This is a genomic window from Streptomyces sp. NPDC046335, assembly GCF_055587985.1.
In genome coordinates, this window is record NZ_JBVJFF010000020.1 from 70,998 (window position 1) to 87,809 (window position 16,812).

A 16,812-nucleotide genomic window follows, 5' to 3' on the forward strand; every position below is an offset into this window, starting at 1 on the left:
ACGGCAAGCCGGGCATGACCAGGCGCCAATGTACTGGTGAGTACAAAATTAAGCCCCTGAAGAAGCAGGTGCGAGAACTCCTCGGATACCCCTATCCGGCACGCATCCCCCGAGACGTTTTCGTGGAGCAGTGGGTCGGTATTTCGACGGATGAATTCCACCGGGCCAAGGACTCGGACGTCAAGTACATGCGCAACCGCCACCCGCTCATCGACATGGGCTGGTCAAGGGCTGATTGCGTCCGGTACTTGACGTCACTCGGACTGGCGGACACCCCGAAGTCCAGCTGCCTTGGGTGCCCCTTTCATGGAAACGCCCAGTGGAGATCCATCCGGGACTCCTCGCCACAGGAGTGGGCGGACGTGGTGGCCTTCGACGCGGCCATCCGGCAAGGCAACGCCCGCGCCAACGCCACCGGCAACCGGCTGCTGGGAGAAGCATTCCTGCACCGCTCGCGCGTGCCGCTCGACCAGGCGCCGATCGACCATGTCACCGCCGCCGAATGGGCCGCCCTGCAGCAAGAACTCGGTGACAGCGCAGCAGACGCCCAGGATCTGGAGGACGGCGTCATCGACGGCTGCTCCCCGTGGGTCTGCCGCGGTGAAGTCGAGCCGGTGCAGGACGGTTTCGGGCTGGCCTCTTGATTCTTGATCTGTTCGCTGGTCCCGGGGGATGGAGCCAGGCCCTGACCGTGCTCGGCGTACGGGACGTGGGCCTGGAATGGGACGAGTGGGCGTGCAAGACCAGGGCGGCAGCAGGGCAGTTGACGATCCGCACCGATGTCGCGGCCTACCCCCTGTGGCCGTTCCTCGGCCGGATCACCGGGCTGATCGCGAGCCCGCCGTGCCAGGCATGGTCGATGGCCGGCAAACGCCTCGGACTCGTCGACCAGCCCCTGGTCCACCAGGCCGTGGCCGACCTGGCCCAGGGCCTGGACACCCGGGAACTGCTGCTTGCCGCCTGCCGCGATCCACGCTCCCTGCTGGCCGCCGAACCCATGCGCTACCTGCACGCCCTGCACCAGCACGGTCAGCCGGAGTGGGTCGCGATGGAAGAAGTCCCCGACGTCCTGCCCCTGTGGCGCCAGTACGCCGCGATCCTGCGCACCTGGGGGTACTCGGCCTGGGCCGGGATCTTGAACGCGGCCGACTACGGCGTGCCGCAGACCAGGCGGCGGGCAATCCTGCTCGCCTCCCGCACCCGTACCGCCGAGCCACCGCCGCCCACGCACGCCAAGCACGCCGAGCCCGAGTCACTGTTCGGGCCGGGCCGCGCCCGCTGGATCTCCATGGCCGAGGCCCTCGGCTGGGGCGCCACCGACCGCCCCGTGCCGACCGTGTGCGCCGGGGGCGGCCCGGGCGGCGGGCCCGAGCCGTTCCCCTCCGGCTCCCGCAAAACCCTCAGCGACGCCCGCGACCGCGGCACCTGGAAGCCGCACCCGCCCGTCAACTCAACTGTCGGGGTGATGGATGGCCGAGCGGAGAGAACCGTCCATGCAGGACACCCCGCCGCACAGGCGACGCCCACGGCGTGGCGCTGGACCCTGCGCAGCAACAACCAGGCCCACGCCACCGTCCGCACGATCGATGAACCGGCCGCGACCCTGTTCTTCGGTCACCGGGTCAACGAGTGCGTGTGGCAGGCCGAACCGACCGTTTCAGCACCGGCGGGCACCGTCTCAGCGCCGGATCCGATCCGGATCACCGCCGCCGAGGCCGGCATCCTGCAGACCTTCCCCGCCGACTACCCCTGGCAGGGCAACAAGGGCCAGATCTTCAGCCAGGTCGGCAACGCCGTCCCGCCCCGGCTCGCCGCCCACCTGCTGGCACCACACCTCGGCAAGACCCTCACCCCCGACGACTTCACCCTGGCCGCCTGATGCCCCCTCCCTCCACCGACGACGAGCACGACGACCTCGACGCCCTTCCGCCGCCCCAACCCGTGCACTACGCCGAACAATCCCTGCTCGGCGCACTCCTGTTGGAAGCCCACCGCCTCGACGAGATCGGCCTGCTGGAGCCGGGCCACTTCTCCAACCACACGCACGGCGAAGTGTTCCGTGCCATGCGCTCGGCACCGGCCCCCGAGGCCGAGCAGCACCGCACGAGCCCGGCCTGGCTGAACACCGTCCTGGCCGCGGCCCGCCCCCATGCCCCCGGGCTGACGGCCTCCTACCTGCACACCCTCATCCAGATCTGCCCCTGGCCGCAGCACGCGGCCACGTATGCCCGGATGATCCGCGCCGACCACGCCCGCCGCAGCCTGCGCCTGCACGCCGAGCGCCTGGCCCAGACCGCGGTGGACACCACCCTGCCCCACCGGGCGAAGGCCACCCTCCAGCAGGCCGACACTCTCGCCCGGTTTCTGGACGACCTCTCCGGCCGCTTCGCCCCCCACCCCGGCTCCCTGCCGCGCACCCCGCTGCCGCCGGCGCCCGCCAGGGATACCAGCGAGGAAGCCCTCGACGAGGAACGCCTCCTGATCGCCACCGCCACCGCGTACCCCGTCGAGACCAGCCAGATGCGCTGGCTCGTGCCCGAGGACTTCGCGCTCCCGCTGCACGCGGCGCTGTGGCAGTGCCTCACCGTCCTCACCCATCGCGGCGAGGCCATCGACCCGGTCACCGTGCTCTGGGAAGCCCAGCACCGCGGCCTCCTCGCCCACGAGATCACCCCCGCTGATCTGCTGGCCCTGCTGTCCACACCGGTCGGCTCCCCCGAGCACTGGGGCGAGAAGGCCCTTGAGCGTGCCCTGCTCAGCCGCGCACAGACCGTCGCCATCCGCATCGCCGCCTTCACCGATGACCCGGCCAACAGCCCCCACCAGCTGATCACCGGCAGTCGGCGGGCGCTGGCCGAGCTGACCGCCGTGCGCTCCCGCTGGCACCAGGCCACCGGCCCGGCCACACCGCGCACCGCCCGCCCGGCCCGCACCCCGGCTGCCCCGCGGGCCGGGCCGCCTCCGCACACCGCCCCGCTCCCCGTCCGAGCCACCCGCTAGAGCCACCGGTCCGGGCCCACCTTCGCATCGGTCCGGACCGGCGAAATGAGCCCTCTATGCCCGACACCTCACCCGACGCTCACGTACACCTCGCCCTGCACCCCCAGCATCCCAGCGCCGTCGTCGCCACCCTCGCCGGCACCAAGCTGCACACCGCCCGCGCCACCCTCGCCTCGGAAGGCTTCCGACCGGTCGGCGACGACACGATGCTCCTCGTCCGCATTGACCACGAGGAGCCCTACTACGCCGACATCGCCGCCAACCTCCTGCGCGACGCCGGCATCCCCGTGGACATCACCGCCCAGCTGAAGGAAGAGATCGACACCGAGTGGATCTGGGCCGATCACCCCATGACCTGGCTGGACCGCAACGAAATACGCCTCGTGTCTGCCGAAGCCCAGAAGATCCACGATGACATCGCCTCCGGGCTCCTCACCATCCACCAGCACGCCCACGACGGCCACACCACCGTCGCCGCGGGCACCTACCAGCACGCCAACAGCGTCCACCTCCACGGCGAGAACCACCTCCGCGTCGTCAGCGGCACCTATGACACCCCGGGCGAGGCCATCGCTGACTTCGAGCGCCTGTACGGCGATGCGGTCCGCACCGGCCCTGCACCGGCCACCGACACCGAACAACAGGCCGCCCAAGCCCTTGCCGCCCTGTCGGCCGGACCGGCCACCCGCGTCCCTGACGCCCCCCAGGAATCACAGGCGATAACCGAGCGAGTGCCGGTGTACGCGGCCGACCCCGGTGACCATGAGGCACTGCTGGGCAAGTTCCTTGAGGAACAGGGCGAGTGGGAGAAGTACAGGACCTGGGAGGACTCCACCACCGTCGCCAATCACGAGTCCCTGACCCTGCGCGCGATCTTCGATCACGATGCCGAAGGCAGTGAGACGAAGTGGGCTTTCGCGGCCTACGAGACACCGGTCAGCGACCGGCTTTGGCACGGCACGGCCACCGCCTCCACGCCCACCGCGATCGTGAGCGCTCTGCTCGACGCGGTAACCACCGAGAACGCCTGGGGCAGCAGTCTCCCCCTCGCCGCTCCCGAGGCCGCCATCACCGAGGCGACAGTTCCGCTCGCCGATGCGGAATGGAAGCACACCATCGACGGGCGCTACATCACCTGGGCGGCCCCCGGTCCGCACGAAGGCGGCGTACAGTTCGACGCCTTCGCCGCCCATAAGGCCGACAGCCCGCTTCCCACCTGGACCATCTGGGGCGGCCACGCCGTCGACCAACCGACTTGGGCACTCCAGCTGTCCGCGAAGACGCCAGCAGCCCTGGTGCAGCACCTCGCCTTCAAGATGGCCGGGGGTCAGGGCACTCGCCTCGTACAGGCCGCGGCTGACGGCCCAGCGCTCCACACCGCTCAAGCCCCCGCATCGATGGCAGCATCGCTGCCGGCCGCGTACCGTCCCGGGCGCAGTCGATGAGCCCTGCCCCTGCGAGGGACCATCACCTCTCTGCGTGCGGGCACCTCTCAGGGCCTGCTGAACACTTACATGGCCAGACGGGCCATCTACCATGCGCACTCACAGTGCGGCGACTCCGAACGGTTCTGCCCGGCCAGGCGTGGGCGCAATGACCAAGGCACGCAGCGGTCAGATACCGGGCCAGGAGTCGGCACCGTCTTCCGGCCAGTCGCCCTCCTCTCCGAAGAGCGGGACATGCATCGGGTGCAACTCCGCTCGGATGCGCAGGAATCGCACCGGATGCCGGTACCTGCCCCCGTCCACGGCGGTGTCAGCTCGAAACTCGGCGACGGTGTCGGGCTGCACGGTTTCGAAGAGCAGGTCCCCGCGGGCTCCCCATCCCGCGCTGAATCGGACCCCGTCCCAGGGTGTTCCGGTCCTCCGGGCGTGAGCCGTAGTCCGAGGTCGCGGCGAGCGGTGGCCGGCAGTGGCGTCGTACGAGCAGTGAGCCGAAGGCGGTGTTCATGGTCGTAGCGGCCGAGCAGCAGAGAGATCGGAGCGCGCTGGGTGCCGGTGATTCCGGCGATGATCGCTTCGGCGCTCTCATAGGCACGGACCTTGATCAGCTCTCGCGCCCCTGGCCGGTAGGGGCGGCTGCCGGAGCGGAGTACAACACCCTCGACGCCCACCCGCCCCCAGGCGGGGCCCATCCATTCCTGGGCGACTGCCCGATCGGTGGTGGAAGCGACGAGCGACCACGGCGAGCCGAGCACCTCGGAGGCGAAGAGCGATCGCAGGGTGTCCAGGCGTTCACGGCAGGGGCGTGAGAGGAGGGAGTTCCCCGCGTGTTCGAGGAGATCGAAGCAGACCACGTGGGCCGGCGCTGTACGCGCCGCCGCAGCCGCCCGCGTTCCGGTCAGGCGTGCGCGCTGCTGCAGCGCAGTGAAGTCCAGACGGCCGCCCTGGAGGACCACGAGCTCCCCATCAACCACCACGTCCTCCTCCACCCGGGCGGCAGCAACCACGAGATCTGGGAAGGCGCCGCTGAGATCGGCGCCACGGCGGGATTGTAGGTGGAGCTTGCCGGACCGGATGTAGGCAATGACCCGGTAACCATCGACCTTCTGCTGCCAGATCGCATCGCGAACGTGCCCTGCCGTCGGTAGAGACTCGCTGGCCCGAGCCAGCATCGGCTCGATCGGAGGCATCAGCACACCCACCACCATGCCGCGGACCCGTGCTTTCCGCTTGGCAGGGCGGACCCCTCACAGGTCCCGTGACCTGCGCGGCGAGCTAAATGCGCAGGGGTCCCCTGGTGGTCGAGGGTGCGGCGGGCACGCGATGGTGGCGGTGACGCGCGTCCCGCGACCTGGGTTATCCACAGGAACAGCTGTCCACCGCGGCCTCGCCCTACCGTGCTACTCCCACACAGAACGGGGAGACCTGATGCACAGGGTAGATCTCGCTCAGACCACCGCCGCCGCGCTGTCGGCAATGCCGGACGACGTACACGAGGAGACGCTGGCGCTCATCGACTCCGTGGCGACGAGCCGAGAGTCCGGCACCGGGCAGCCAGTTGCGGCAGCCGACGCCGTGCTGCGCGGCCGATGCTGGATTGTCTACATGGTGCTTGGCGGGCTCATGGTCATCCTCGACGCAGGGCGGCTCGCCTGATCGTCCCGGCACCGGACGCCCACTGCCCGGGACCCGTTAGGCCACCGTAGTGATCGACCTTCCTCACTACCCGTCGACCCCAACAGGACCTGAAGGAGCAGCGGGGTGTGCTCCGGGGGCGGCTCGTGGAAATCGGTGCCTCTTGCCGAAGGGCCACGTCAACACTGCGCCCCACGAGCGGGGAGTGGCCGCGAGGGAACATGCGTCCCCCGGCGGGGCCGCGTCATGCAGTGAGATCGAGGAAATCGGCCACCGAGCGTGCCTTGTGATGCGCGGCAAGCTGTTCTCGCAGGTCGGTGAGCGCGCTGCTGCCGCGGGCGGATCCGGCGTTTGCGCAGTTCATGACGGACGGCCCGGGAGTCGTACGCCTTGTCGCCCAGGATGGCTTCGGGGCGCCGTCAAGGTCGGCCGGGCCGTCCGGTGACGGGCGGGATGCCGTCGACGAGGATGAGGGTCTGGGTGATGTCGTTGACGTTGGCGGCGGTGGTGATGACGTGGAGCGGGGCGACGCGCCCGTCACAGATCAAGTGGTGTTTGCTGCCTGTTTTCCGGCGGTCGACCGGCGACGGACCGGTTACGGCACCCCCCTCTTCGCGCGGATGTGGGAGCCGCCCACGCATGCGCGGGTCCAGTCGAGTTCGCCGGCCGCGTTCAGCTTCGCGAGCAGGATGCGGTGCAACTGCTCGAAGACCCCTGCCTGTTGCCAGCGGGCCAGGCGTCGCCAGCAGGTCTGTCCGGATCCGAACCCCGACTCCAGGGGCAGGAGTTGCCAGGCGATGTCCTGGTGCAGGACGTACAAGATGCCCTGCAGACATAGCCGGTCCGACACCGGCCGCGGTCCCGGTGACCGCTCGGGCCAGGGAGACAGCAGCGGCTCGATCAGCTCCCACAAGTCGTCATCCACGATCCACGGCCGAGTCGTCACACCCATCCGAACGGTCAGATCGTCACAACAGTCACGCCCAACCAGGGCCGTTCAACAAGACCCTGTTACGAGCTTTTCTGGCCGGCCCTCGGCGAAGGAGCTGCGGGGGCTCTGCCAACGCGCGGCCGGGCGGTCACTGGCCCGCAACGATGAAAGCCAGATCACGTTGCCGGTCAAGGAAGCACGCCGAGGAGCCCTCGTCGTGAACGCACAGCGCCCCCAAGCGTCTGCGTTCGTGTCGCTTCGAAGTGGGCCATCGCCACCCGGTTCGAAGGTGACCGGAGGTTAGGCGGCCACTGTCAGTGGTACGGAGCCACCGACGGTGTTCCCTGTAACCATGGCGCGCAGAAGGTAGGACGGATCGTCGGCCGCCATGCCTTGTAGATTCCTTCCCACTACGACGATCAATGACCCCTGGGCTGCGCTCCGGTACCAGCTGGGGTAGAAATTCAGCGGCATGCGACAGAGAAGCTGGCCGTCTGGGCTGCTGATTGAGAGACTCGTATCCTGGAGGTGAGCCCGGACGCTGCCGCTAGTGACTCCTGGGATGTCGCACAGATCCACGCGTTCATGATTCTCGGTCTGGAGCATCGTCTGTAGATCGGTGAACCCTGCCTTGCGGTACGTCGTGAGGACGAGGTCTTCGACCCGCGCGTCCTCATGAATGCCCCACCCCCCCAAACAGTCGACGATGATCCCGGCGCGGTCTCCGCCGAACAAAATGCACTCCACTTCGAGGACGACCTCGGGTTCCGTCGGCACCCAGTCCTCCAGCTGGACCACCTGGGAGACCATGCAGTGAGGATGAGACAGCCGCAGCATGAGGCGGTCCATGGCTTGGTGCTTCATGAGGAGAAGTTCGGCCTTCCCTGCCTCGTCGATCAAGAGCTGGCACACCTCGCATGACCGGCGGGCGCTCCCGAGGTATTTGAGAAGCTGATCAATGCCGATTCCGGTTAGTGCTCTCCGGACGGAATCCGAGATGTTGATCTTCCTACAGGCAGAGGCGACGGTAAGGGGGTAGCTGACCTTGGTACCAGCTTCCCTGACGGATCGGTTCCTGGTGGGGCGGGAACGGGGGATAGCCTCCAAGGCGCGTTCGTCGACTTGCTGCTCGGACCCAACTAGATCTTCGAGCGCGGGCTCGAAGGAGTTACCCGACCCCACGTCTACGTACAGACCTCCGAGCAGCACCAGCGCCTCGCCGGCCAGTGGCCAATCACCGAGTTCGTGGTGTACAGCGAAGGCTTTCAGCGCGTGTGTGCGAGACCGCTCGATGTCACCGAGTGCCCGGTAGGAGCGAGCCATGTTGAGAAAGCAGGGGGCGCGCAGGGTGTCGTCAGCGAGCTGTTCGATGACGGTCCGAGCTTTGCGGAATTCAGTCAGCGCCTTCTCGTGATCACCGAAGCGTGCGTGGTGCGATCCTAGGTTGAGACGCAGAGCAGCCATAACCGAGTGCATCCCAAACTGTTCAATGAGGGGCATGAGGTTGACGATCTCGTCGGCAGCCCGGTCTCGCTCCTCGCCTCGCAACCGGCACACCGCAGCCATGGCACGGGCGACGAGGAGCGCATGAAGGGCTTTCTGTTCCACGGCAAGCTTGGTGGCTTTGCTGTACTGATCGAGTGCCTTGCTCCATTCCTGGTCGCGGGCGTACACGTTGGCCAGAGTCAGCCTGCACTGCATGATCCCCGACTCGTGGGCGGACCGCTCGCACTGGTCAAGTGCCAGGATGATGGTCGACTCTGCCTCTCTGTGGAGACCCTTGCGCGAGTGGCTGATAGCAAGCGCGCGCGTCGCCTGAGCTCTGAGCGCAGGGGATGAATGGTCCGTCTCGACGAGAACCGACTGCAGGATCTGAAGGCCATATCTCCATCGTCCTGCGACCACAAGTGCTTCCCCCAGCGCGGCCCGGGTCCGCGCCAAGTCGCGTCCTTCCCCGGTGTCTTCCAGTAAGCGCACCGCGTCCGTCAGGTGGGTAATGGCTTCACCGATCCGGCCCTGGGTCCACAGAAAGTCGGCATTTCTCTGCAGGGTCTGCGCGGTGACGATGGGGTTCTTGAGATGGTTCGCCATGTCTCGCGCGTCGGCGAAGTACATATGCGCCTCATCGAGTTGCCCGATAGCTCCATGGCAGGACGCCAGAAGAGCCAGTGCCCGAGCCCCGCGTTCGTAGTCGCCGAGTTGGGCGGCGAGGCTGACGCATGTACCGAAGTGGTCAATCGCCCGCTTGGTATCTGCTTGATTTGCAGCCTGAGTGCCGAGTCGTAAGAGAGTCCGGACTTGTCCCTGGGTATCTCCGATATCCTGATAGATAGTTAGTGCGGCCCGGAGCCCAGTTCCCTCTTCGATGCAGTGCGGCTGGTCAGCCGACGACGATAGCCCGCTCTCTACGGCCTGCAAGGATCGTTGCTCCAGTTTGCCCACGGCTCGCAGTAACTCAGGCACCGAGGAGCCGTGGTCCGCAAGCTCCACCAGTCTCGTCATGAGCGAGTGCACCTCGTCGGCCTCGGGCTCGTCCGCATGCAGCCCCTGGGCAGTCTCGAGCCGGGTCTCCAAGCGGTGGCACCGGTCCTCGGCAGCGATCAGCTCGGTGCGGGTTTGACTCAGGGCCTCCTGCAGGTAGGCCACTTGATCTTGCAGGTCACTGCATTCCTCCTGCAACTGCTGGTACTCGCTGCGCTGGAGCTGGACTTCGGCCCGGTGAGCGAGCCGCTGTTCCTCAAACTGCGTTTCAAGGCTCCGGCACCGACTTCGAAGACTCGTCAGGCGGCCTTCCCGGTCCAGCAGGGCCTTGCGAAGGGTCTGCTGCTGCGATGCGATGCGCAGGGTCTTCTCGTCGGCTTCCACGACTCTGGCCTGCAGCCTCTGTACATCACTGGGTCTGTTGGCTTCGATGGCCTCTCGGTGCAGTTCCCGTAGCGTGGCTTCTGCGTCAGCTGTGAGGGGTGCACGGTACTCCTGCGCCTTTGTGATGACGCCCGCGACGAAGTTCCACGGTGGGATCCGCTCACCATTGAGGTAGCGCGTCACGGTGCTTGGGCTGAGGTATTGGCTCTCGGCGTAGCGTCGCACGCTGATCCTCAGCACGAGGAAGATGCGACGCAGGCCCTCGGCCAGAGCCCGCTTCTCCGGAGCTAACCCGTCCTTCAGCGGCCCCAGGCGTACCTTTGGTCGGACCGGGCTGCTTGCGCCTGTTTCCTTGGGGGCGGGCGCCTGTCCGTTATGCATCGAGTCAGTATTGCGGCATACCAACTCGTCCACACGCAGTATGAGTTGCTACCTCAGCTGGCAACACCGGATGACGCTGCCACTGCGAGCGGCAACACTCCCATGAGCCTTCGGCGCTCTCTGGTCGGCCATCATCAGGGGCTGTGGGGCACAGTCCCCAATCCTGATGAGGAGGAAGCGCCATGACTTTGTCCGATGAGAGCAAGCGACTACATTCCGCCAGGGCGGGGTTCTGGCGCCGGCTCGCCCAACAGGCGGCACTCGGCGCCGCTGGTGCCGCTGGCTCGGGCGCGGTTGGCCTTCTGATCTTCTGGCTGCGGTCCCGCTAGACAGTGTCTTCAAGTGATCTTGAGTAGTGGATCATGGTGGGCGATGCGCCCCGGCCACACCGTGTCCGCCCGATGCAACCGTCTACTCCGTGCCTCAGCCTGGGTAGCTAGCGGGATGCTGCGCCGTGCCCCGCTCCTGCGGACGAGCGGCACACCCCTGTGGACCACCGGTTGGACCAGCCTGGCCCGGAAACACGGCGGTTATGAGTGGATCATCGACCACATCCACGAACCGCTCGTTCGAGCCCCCTATCACCATCACGACTTCATCACCTTGCTCACCGATCCTGAGTGTGGGCTACCGGTAGACGTGACAAGACTGGACTGCGGCTGCCACCTTCCGCCCGCCAACAGGTACGGATGCCGTGTCTACGCATACAGCACCACTGGCCGCTCCGGCGGACTACAGGTGCGCTTCTCCCACCGCAACGGGAGTAAGGCCCGCGAGTTCCCAGATGGCCAGGATGGCTATGCGGCACAACGGCGGCTCTACCGGCAGCTGCCGGCGCACCTGCGGAACGATCCGCTGCGCTGACACACCTCATTCGGGCAGTGAAGCCGAGAAAGCGGAGAGCCCCTCGGCACCTAGCACAGGATCCCCGGTTAGCGAAACCGGGGGATCCTCCGCACCATTAGTGGTCCACCGCCATTCCCTGCCCATCACGTCGAAAGGCAGCATCACGACGACAGCCCACAACTCCACACTCCGCTTGGCCGATGCCATAGCGGGGGATCTCTATGCCGTGGCGTAGCTGAGGCGGAGAAGGTCTCCGGCGCGCTCCAGGTCGCGCTCCGTACGCAGTTGCAGTTCCAAGTCACCCGTGCCGTGGTGGCCGAGCCCCGTTACATCCCGGGTGAAGCCGGGAACAAGGTCGACCTCGTTCGGGTCGGCCTTGAGGTAGACGAGGAGCTTGGTCTGCTGGGGCGGGCAGACGCTGGCGAAGTTCCGCAGCCGCCGGTAGGCGCGGTACTGCTTGCGCTGCACCCGGGTCACACCGTCCCCGAGTCCGACCAGGACCTCGTCGACCGCCTGGGTCAGCTCGGCCATCGCTCCGTCCCGCTCCCGGACCGGCGCCCCGGCCGCTCGTCGGCGCACCCGCTTGGCCGGAGCCGAGTGCCCCATGACGGAGGCCACGGTCTCAAGGCCGAAGTGGTCGCTGCCGAAGTACCGGTAGCGGACCAGGTCGATCGAGCGCCGGTGCTCGCGTACGGCGTGTGCGTCGTAGCGGGTGAAGTCGCCGGCCACACAGATCAGCCGTGGCGCGCTCCACAGGATCTGGGACGCGGCCGTCACCCCGAGCCGGTCACGGACCAGGCTCCGGAAGGCGTCCTTATGGCTCATCAGCCAGGCCATGTAGTAGAGGCCCTGGTTGATCACGCCTGCATCGGTGCCGCGCTTGTACTCGACGATCACGGGTGCACCGTTCTCGTCGAGACCCAGCGAGTCGATCCGCCCCCCGTCGACACAGTCGATGACGTACTCGCTCGCGAGGAACGTGACGCCCAGCATCGTCTCCATGTGCGCCTCGACGAGATCCTGCACATCCGCCTCGACCCCAGCCAGACGCGGCATGACCTCACTCACGCCGCCCGCCATGTTGAACAGCTTCAGGCCCATCACTCCCCCTCCGTGATCACGGTGCCAGAGGGGAACGTCACAGAGTCCGGGGATATTTCCGCGACTCGGGCCGTCTTGAAAGGAACCGCAGAGTCACTCATGCACAGCCAAGACGACGAGATCCCGGACATGGACGCCCAGTACAGCCCCTCGCGGATCCGCGCCACCTGGGGCGGAACCGGCAGTGTCGAGGACGCTTCCCGGGCCTTCGGGTTCTCACGGGCGAAGGGCTACGACCTGGTTCGCCGAGGGAAGTTCCCTTGCCGTGTACTGCGGATCGGCCGCAGTACACGTGTCGTCACTGCATCCTTGCTCCGCGTCCTCGACAGCGGCGAGCCCGAGTACAGTGGAACGCACGACACAGACCTCGCACCAGCCTGACCCAGCGCACGCAGAAGCCCCCGCCGGACTCGATCCGGCGGGGGCTTCTGCGTGTCACATGTGTCACGAGGAAATCACCAACCACGTAGATGCACCCGGACCACAAGGCCCTGACCTGGACCACCTAGACCCCACAAGACGCCTTCGCCCACCTGTGCCATGTAGCACCGAGGGACGGCCCCATGACCAGTACCGGGGCCTGTTCCGGCCCGTCAAAGCGGTATTGCATGCTGTCGACGTTCTTCTCACTCACCCGTTCACGCTCCCACATCTCACATTCTCTTCGTGAACGGGGGCGGACCCACTCGCCAGACCTCCTCACGTGTCCGCCGCCGGCCGCAGATCCTCCACATCCGGCTTCACGTACCAACGCTTCGTGGTCCGGACGTCGGCGTGACCGGCCCACAGGCCGAGGAGGTGGTCCGGGACCCCGTGGTTCGCCAGGTACGTCAGGCAGCTCGCACGGGCGTCGTACAGACGGACCCGACGCAGCCCGCTGCGGTCCATGACCTTGTAGGCCCGCTCACGCAGCTGCCGCCCGTTGAGCCCCCTGCCCCGAGCGTCCACGAGAACGTAGCCGCTGTCTTCGTACCCCTGCCCCGCCGCCGTCCTCTCGTCTGCCTGAGCCGCCCGGAACGCGGCCAAGGCAGCCGCCACCGGAGCCGGCAGAGGAAGGCGGCGCTCACCGGCGGGTGACTTGGCGTCCTTTTCCACCACGATGTCGTTCCCCACGACCGTCCGGGTGTTGGTGATGGACACCGTGGCTTCGTCCAGGTCGACATCCGCCCAGCGCATGCCACAGATCTCCGCCGGCCGAAGACCCATCAGAGCCAGAGGGAACGGTGCCTGCAGGCGGTCACCTGCGATCGCACGAACAAAGGCGCGTACTTCCGCGACGCTCCACGGCGGCACTGCCGCCCTGGCCCTGCGCTCTGCCTTACGTGCCTTACGGGGAACGGTCACCTCACGTGCGACATTCACCCCGACCAGGCCCCGTGTCACCGCCCGGTCGAGCGCCTCCTTCAGCCGGGCCAGCGACATCTCGACCGAGGTCGCCCCCAGGCCGGTGCCCTGCCTCCCTCCCCGCCCACGCCCCTCCTGGAGCGCCCATCGCATCCATGCCGCCACATGGTCCTCGGTGAGGTCCGGGAGCCGGATGTTCCCGAGTCTTCCGCGGACCCGGGGCCAACGTCATCGTGTAACTGTAGGCAGTGCTCTCCTCCAGATCCTCCGCCTTCATGCACAGCCACTCATCGAGCCACTCGTCCACCGTGACCTGACTGAGCGGTGCCCGCGCCGCCTCGTAGCGACGATGCACGATGCTCGCGTACTCCGCCTTCGCCTCCCTCAGCGTCCCGAACGTACGGGTCACCTGCTTACGCTTCCCCGTGACCGGATCGGGGCCCGCATCGACCACGAACCGGTACCGAACCTTCCCCTTGGCATTGGGAGCGAGCTTCTTGATCGGATAAGACAGGTTTACTCGCTTTCCTCCAGTCCGGGCGCTTCTCCCGAACTGAGAAGTCGATGGGGCGTCCACGCCCCAGAGATTGACAAACCACTCTAAGGGTTGCCGTGATCGCCGGTTTGGCCAACCGGCGATCACGGTCTATGTTCCGCTCAGCTGTGTCCTGCGGCATGGTGTACGTGTTCGACCTGATCCGGAGCTGTATCCGCCAGCGGTCCAGCGTGAGGTGCGCCCTGAGATCGATGCTGCGGACGCCGACGCACACGCCGGGGCCCTGCCCTGGAATCGCCGAGCGCCGCGCCCGGAGCTCAGCTTGGATTGGTCGCCACGATGTCAGGCACGATGTCCAACACCAGAAGCGCCGCCGCCACATGGGTCGGGTTGGCCTCCACCTTGACGGCCGAGAGTTCGTTGGCGCGCGAGACGCGCCGCTCGACGGTGTTTCGGTGGGCGTAGAGGTGGGCGGCCGCCCGGGTGGCGTTGAACCCGCACTGCACGTAGGTGAGGAGCGCCTCCCGCAGTGCCGTGTCAGCCTCGGCCAACGACCCCAACGTGTTGATGACGAACCGACGTGCGCCGGCCCGGTCCTTCGTGAGCGCGTCGATCAGCTCGACCTCGGCGTATGCCGTGAATCGCCGGTCGGACCCGAGCCGGATGACCAGCGCCTGTGCCGCGAGGGCGTCCTGGTGGCTGGTCCTGAACCCTTGGAGCCCATGCCCCGGCCTTCCCACCGCTACACGGACCCCGTCAGCCGTCGCCACGACCTGTTTCACGTGGTGAAGGTCCGGGACGGCACCCGCCCCCGAGAGCCAGATCCACCGCGACGTGGCACTGGCGCGTGCCACTAGAGCGGTTCGGCCGGAGGCTGCGGAGCGCACGGCTAGCGTCGCCTCGTCCAGAGCATCGACTTGCTGAGGATCATCGATCCACAACACAAGACCCGTGTGCCACCGTGCCATCCGGTAACGCAGGCGGCCCTCGGCAAGACCCTCCGCCATCGGCGCCCCGCTGGCGATCAGCTGGATCAGTGCGATCCCCTCGGCATCCGTGTTGCCCACCGCAGCGGTCAGGCCGACTTGGCGCAGGGCTGCGATCGAGTCGAGGGCGTACTGCACCATCGACTGCGCCGTGACGTCCAGGACCCCCACGAGAAGGTCAGGGTCGGCGCAGCGCGCCACGCATTCCTCCAGCCATCGCCGCCAGCCGATCCCCAGCGCCACACGCCACGCGCCGGCGAAGTCGGGCGCAATGCCCCGGGAGACGAGATCGTTGATGTAGGCCATGGTTCTCGGGCCGACGTAGGGCTCCACTCGCCGCCCCGGTTGCTGAACGTTCGCGGTCAGCCATTGGACGAGATCGGAGCGGTTGAGTTCCCAATCCTCCTCGACCAGCGAGGCATCGGCGAGGAGGGCGGGATCGTTCTGGGCCACGAGAGAGGGCCTTGCAAAGGTGTCGACCAGGGCGTCCGTTCCCGTCAGCAGGCGCTGGCACAGTGACCTGATCGCGTCAGCGACCTCGCGGGGGGGCGCGGGCCACAGCTCGTCCATGTCTCAGTGTCCCCCTGAATTCGAGGTGCCGACGCCCCCGACATGCCGTGTCACCGGCAGAGGAGTAGCCGGCCGCCGGCATCGGGTCGCCCCCAACGTGCGGCAGCGGCTGCCCGGGACTGCCGTGCACTCGGCAGGCCGGAGAAGCTGAATGCTCATCGTCCGCTCTTTCACTCGTCAGCGGTCGGCATCGACCTGGCTCATGACATGCTTGCGCGTGTGCTCATGGAGGCCGTGCCCCGAATCAGACACACCCGCTCCGCTTGGCACATCCCGCCACGGTGATGTGAACCCCGACTTCGCCCGTCCGCGGATCCGTGAGGTCGACATCCGCCGCCTCGACAGGCGTGGCCGGGTCTCCGGAGAACAACCGCGCACATGGGCTCCAAGAACTGTGGACGTGTTTAGCGTTACTAAACGACGGCAGGTCTATCAGGTCGTCGACGGCGCTGCAAGGGACTCTGCGCCGGTGTCCGCGCAGGGGCACACCAGCTGCCCGTGACGCGCATGCCTTAGCCTCGTGCCACGGAGAGGGCTCGTCTGGGTCGGCCTGTCACCCGACGGGCACACGACCTCGGCCTCGGGATGGGCGGTGAGCGGCGATGTCCATGGATGACAGCAGGAGAGCAGGCGGAGCGGCCAAGGGCTCCGCTGCCTCCGAAGCATCCACCGGCGCGCAGCTGAGGAAGATCAGGCTCAGCCGCAGGTTGTCGTTGACGGAGGTCGCGCACCGGGCAGAGGTCACCAAGGGCTTCCTGAGTCAGTTGGAGCGTGGGCTCACCAGCGTGTCCGTCCCGACGTTGCTGCGCGTCTGCGATGTGCTGCAGATCGGGGTCGGCGAGCTGTTCTCGTACCCCTACGAGGAGGTCGTGGAGGGCGGAAGCCTGATCGACATGGGCGGTGAAGGCGTAGCCGAGTACCTGCTCACGCCCGCCGACACCACGGCCTTCCAGGTCTTCCGATCCGTGATCGAACCAGGCGGAGGCACTGGTGGCTCCTATCGGCTCGACGCCACGATCTTCGCGATGGGGCTGAGTGGCTCGACCCGTCTCATCGTCGGGGGCGAGACCCGGATGCTGTCAGCCGGCGTGTCCACCTCGTTCTCCGGTCAGACGCTTCACCAGTTCGACAACCCGGGTACGTCGGTGAGCGAGGTCCTGTGGGTCCTGTCGCCTCCACTGCTGCGCGTCGCGCGAGGACCCGCCTAGATCCGCT

14 protein-coding genes are annotated in these 16,812 nt (G+C 67.3%); 6 read left to right on the top strand and 8 right to left on the bottom strand.

The window, feature by feature from the left end:
• The first annotated feature begins 14 nt into the window (after positions 1-14).
• Genes ACZ6JY_RS37090 through ACZ6JY_RS37105 form a run of 4 tightly spaced genes read left to right on the top strand, consistent with a single transcriptional unit; the run spans position 15 to position 4,445 of the window.
• Positions 15-644 carry a hypothetical protein gene (locus ACZ6JY_RS37090; protein WP_469203369.1) on the top strand — a complete coding sequence of 210 codons (630 nt, stop codon included), beginning with the start codon at positions 15-17 and terminating at the stop codon, positions 642-644.
• Positions 641-1,879 (top strand): DNA cytosine methyltransferase, encoded by a 1,239-nt coding sequence (locus tag ACZ6JY_RS37095; protein WP_469203371.1) that lies wholly within the window; start codon positions 641-643, stop codon positions 1,877-1,879. Before ACZ6JY_RS37090 ends, ACZ6JY_RS37095 begins: the two co-directional genes overlap by 4 nt.
• Complete coding sequence (locus ACZ6JY_RS37100; protein ID WP_469203373.1) at positions 1,879-3,000, top strand: DnaB-like helicase N-terminal domain-containing protein; 1,122 nt, start codon at positions 1,879-1,881, stop codon at positions 2,998-3,000. The genes ACZ6JY_RS37095 and ACZ6JY_RS37100 overlap by 1 nt, the downstream gene beginning before the upstream one ends.
• A 56-nt stretch (positions 3,001-3,056) precedes the next feature.
• Complete coding sequence (locus tag ACZ6JY_RS37105) at positions 3,057-4,445, top strand: DUF317 domain-containing protein (RefSeq protein ID WP_469203376.1); 1,389 nt, start codon at positions 3,057-3,059, stop codon at positions 4,443-4,445.
• An 86-nt stretch (positions 4,446-4,531) separates the two neighbouring features.
• On the opposite strand, the gene ACZ6JY_RS37110 is transcribed toward ACZ6JY_RS37105, so the two are convergent.
• Positions 4,532-5,650 (bottom strand): ATP-dependent DNA ligase, encoded by a 1,119-nt coding sequence (locus tag ACZ6JY_RS37110; RefSeq protein ID WP_469203378.1) that lies wholly within the window; start codon positions 5,648-5,650, stop codon positions 4,532-4,534.
• A gap of 220 nt (positions 5,651-5,870) precedes the next feature.
• Here ACZ6JY_RS37110 and ACZ6JY_RS37115 point away from each other — a divergent pair, with 220 nt between their 5' ends.
• A complete protein-coding gene (locus ACZ6JY_RS37115) occupies positions 5,871-6,098 on the top strand; it encodes a hypothetical protein (protein WP_469203379.1) in 228 nt (75 codons plus the stop codon).
• Positions 6,099-6,496: 398 nt separating this feature from the next.
• Here ACZ6JY_RS37115 and ACZ6JY_RS37120 read toward each other — a convergent pair whose 3' ends face one another.
• From ACZ6JY_RS37120 to ACZ6JY_RS37150, 7 genes are all read right to left on the bottom strand, one after another.
• Positions 6,497-6,625, bottom strand: a complete 129-nt coding sequence (locus ACZ6JY_RS37120) for a hypothetical protein (RefSeq protein WP_469203382.1) — start codon at positions 6,623-6,625, stop codon at positions 6,497-6,499.
• 47 nt (positions 6,626-6,672) lie between these two features.
• Positions 6,673-7,002 (bottom strand): transposase, encoded by a 330-nt coding sequence (locus tag ACZ6JY_RS37125; RefSeq protein WP_469203384.1) that lies wholly within the window; start codon positions 7,000-7,002, stop codon positions 6,673-6,675.
• Positions 7,003-7,308: 306 nt separating this feature from the next.
• Entirely contained in the window at positions 7,309-10,254 is a 2,946-nt protein-coding gene (locus ACZ6JY_RS37130) for a tetratricopeptide repeat protein (protein ID WP_469203386.1), read from the bottom strand.
• A 1,065-nt stretch (positions 10,255-11,319) separates the two neighbouring features.
• Positions 11,320-12,204, bottom strand: coding sequence for a DUF5655 domain-containing protein (locus tag ACZ6JY_RS37135; protein ID WP_469203388.1), 885 nt, complete (start codon positions 12,202-12,204; stop codon positions 11,320-11,322).
• Between the two features lie 696 nt (positions 12,205-12,900).
• Positions 12,901-13,377, bottom strand: a complete 477-nt coding sequence (locus tag ACZ6JY_RS37140; protein WP_469203390.1) for a tyrosine-type recombinase/integrase — start codon at positions 13,375-13,377, stop codon at positions 12,901-12,903.
• A 169-nt stretch (positions 13,378-13,546) separates the two neighbouring features.
• Positions 13,547-14,188 carry an Arm DNA-binding domain-containing protein gene (locus tag ACZ6JY_RS37145; protein WP_469203391.1) on the bottom strand — a complete coding sequence of 214 codons (642 nt, stop codon included), beginning with the start codon at positions 14,186-14,188 and terminating at the stop codon, positions 13,547-13,549.
• 170 nt (positions 14,189-14,358) lie between these two features.
• Positions 14,359-15,597 carry a helix-turn-helix domain-containing protein gene (locus ACZ6JY_RS37150; RefSeq protein WP_469203394.1) on the bottom strand — a complete coding sequence of 413 codons (1,239 nt, stop codon included), beginning with the start codon at positions 15,595-15,597 and terminating at the stop codon, positions 14,359-14,361.
• A gap of 608 nt (positions 15,598-16,205) precedes the next feature.
• Here ACZ6JY_RS37150 and ACZ6JY_RS37155 point away from each other — a divergent pair.
• Positions 16,206-16,805, top strand: coding sequence for a helix-turn-helix domain-containing protein (locus tag ACZ6JY_RS37155; protein WP_469203396.1), 600 nt, complete (start codon positions 16,206-16,208; stop codon positions 16,803-16,805).
• Positions 16,806-16,812: the final 7 nt, after the last annotated feature.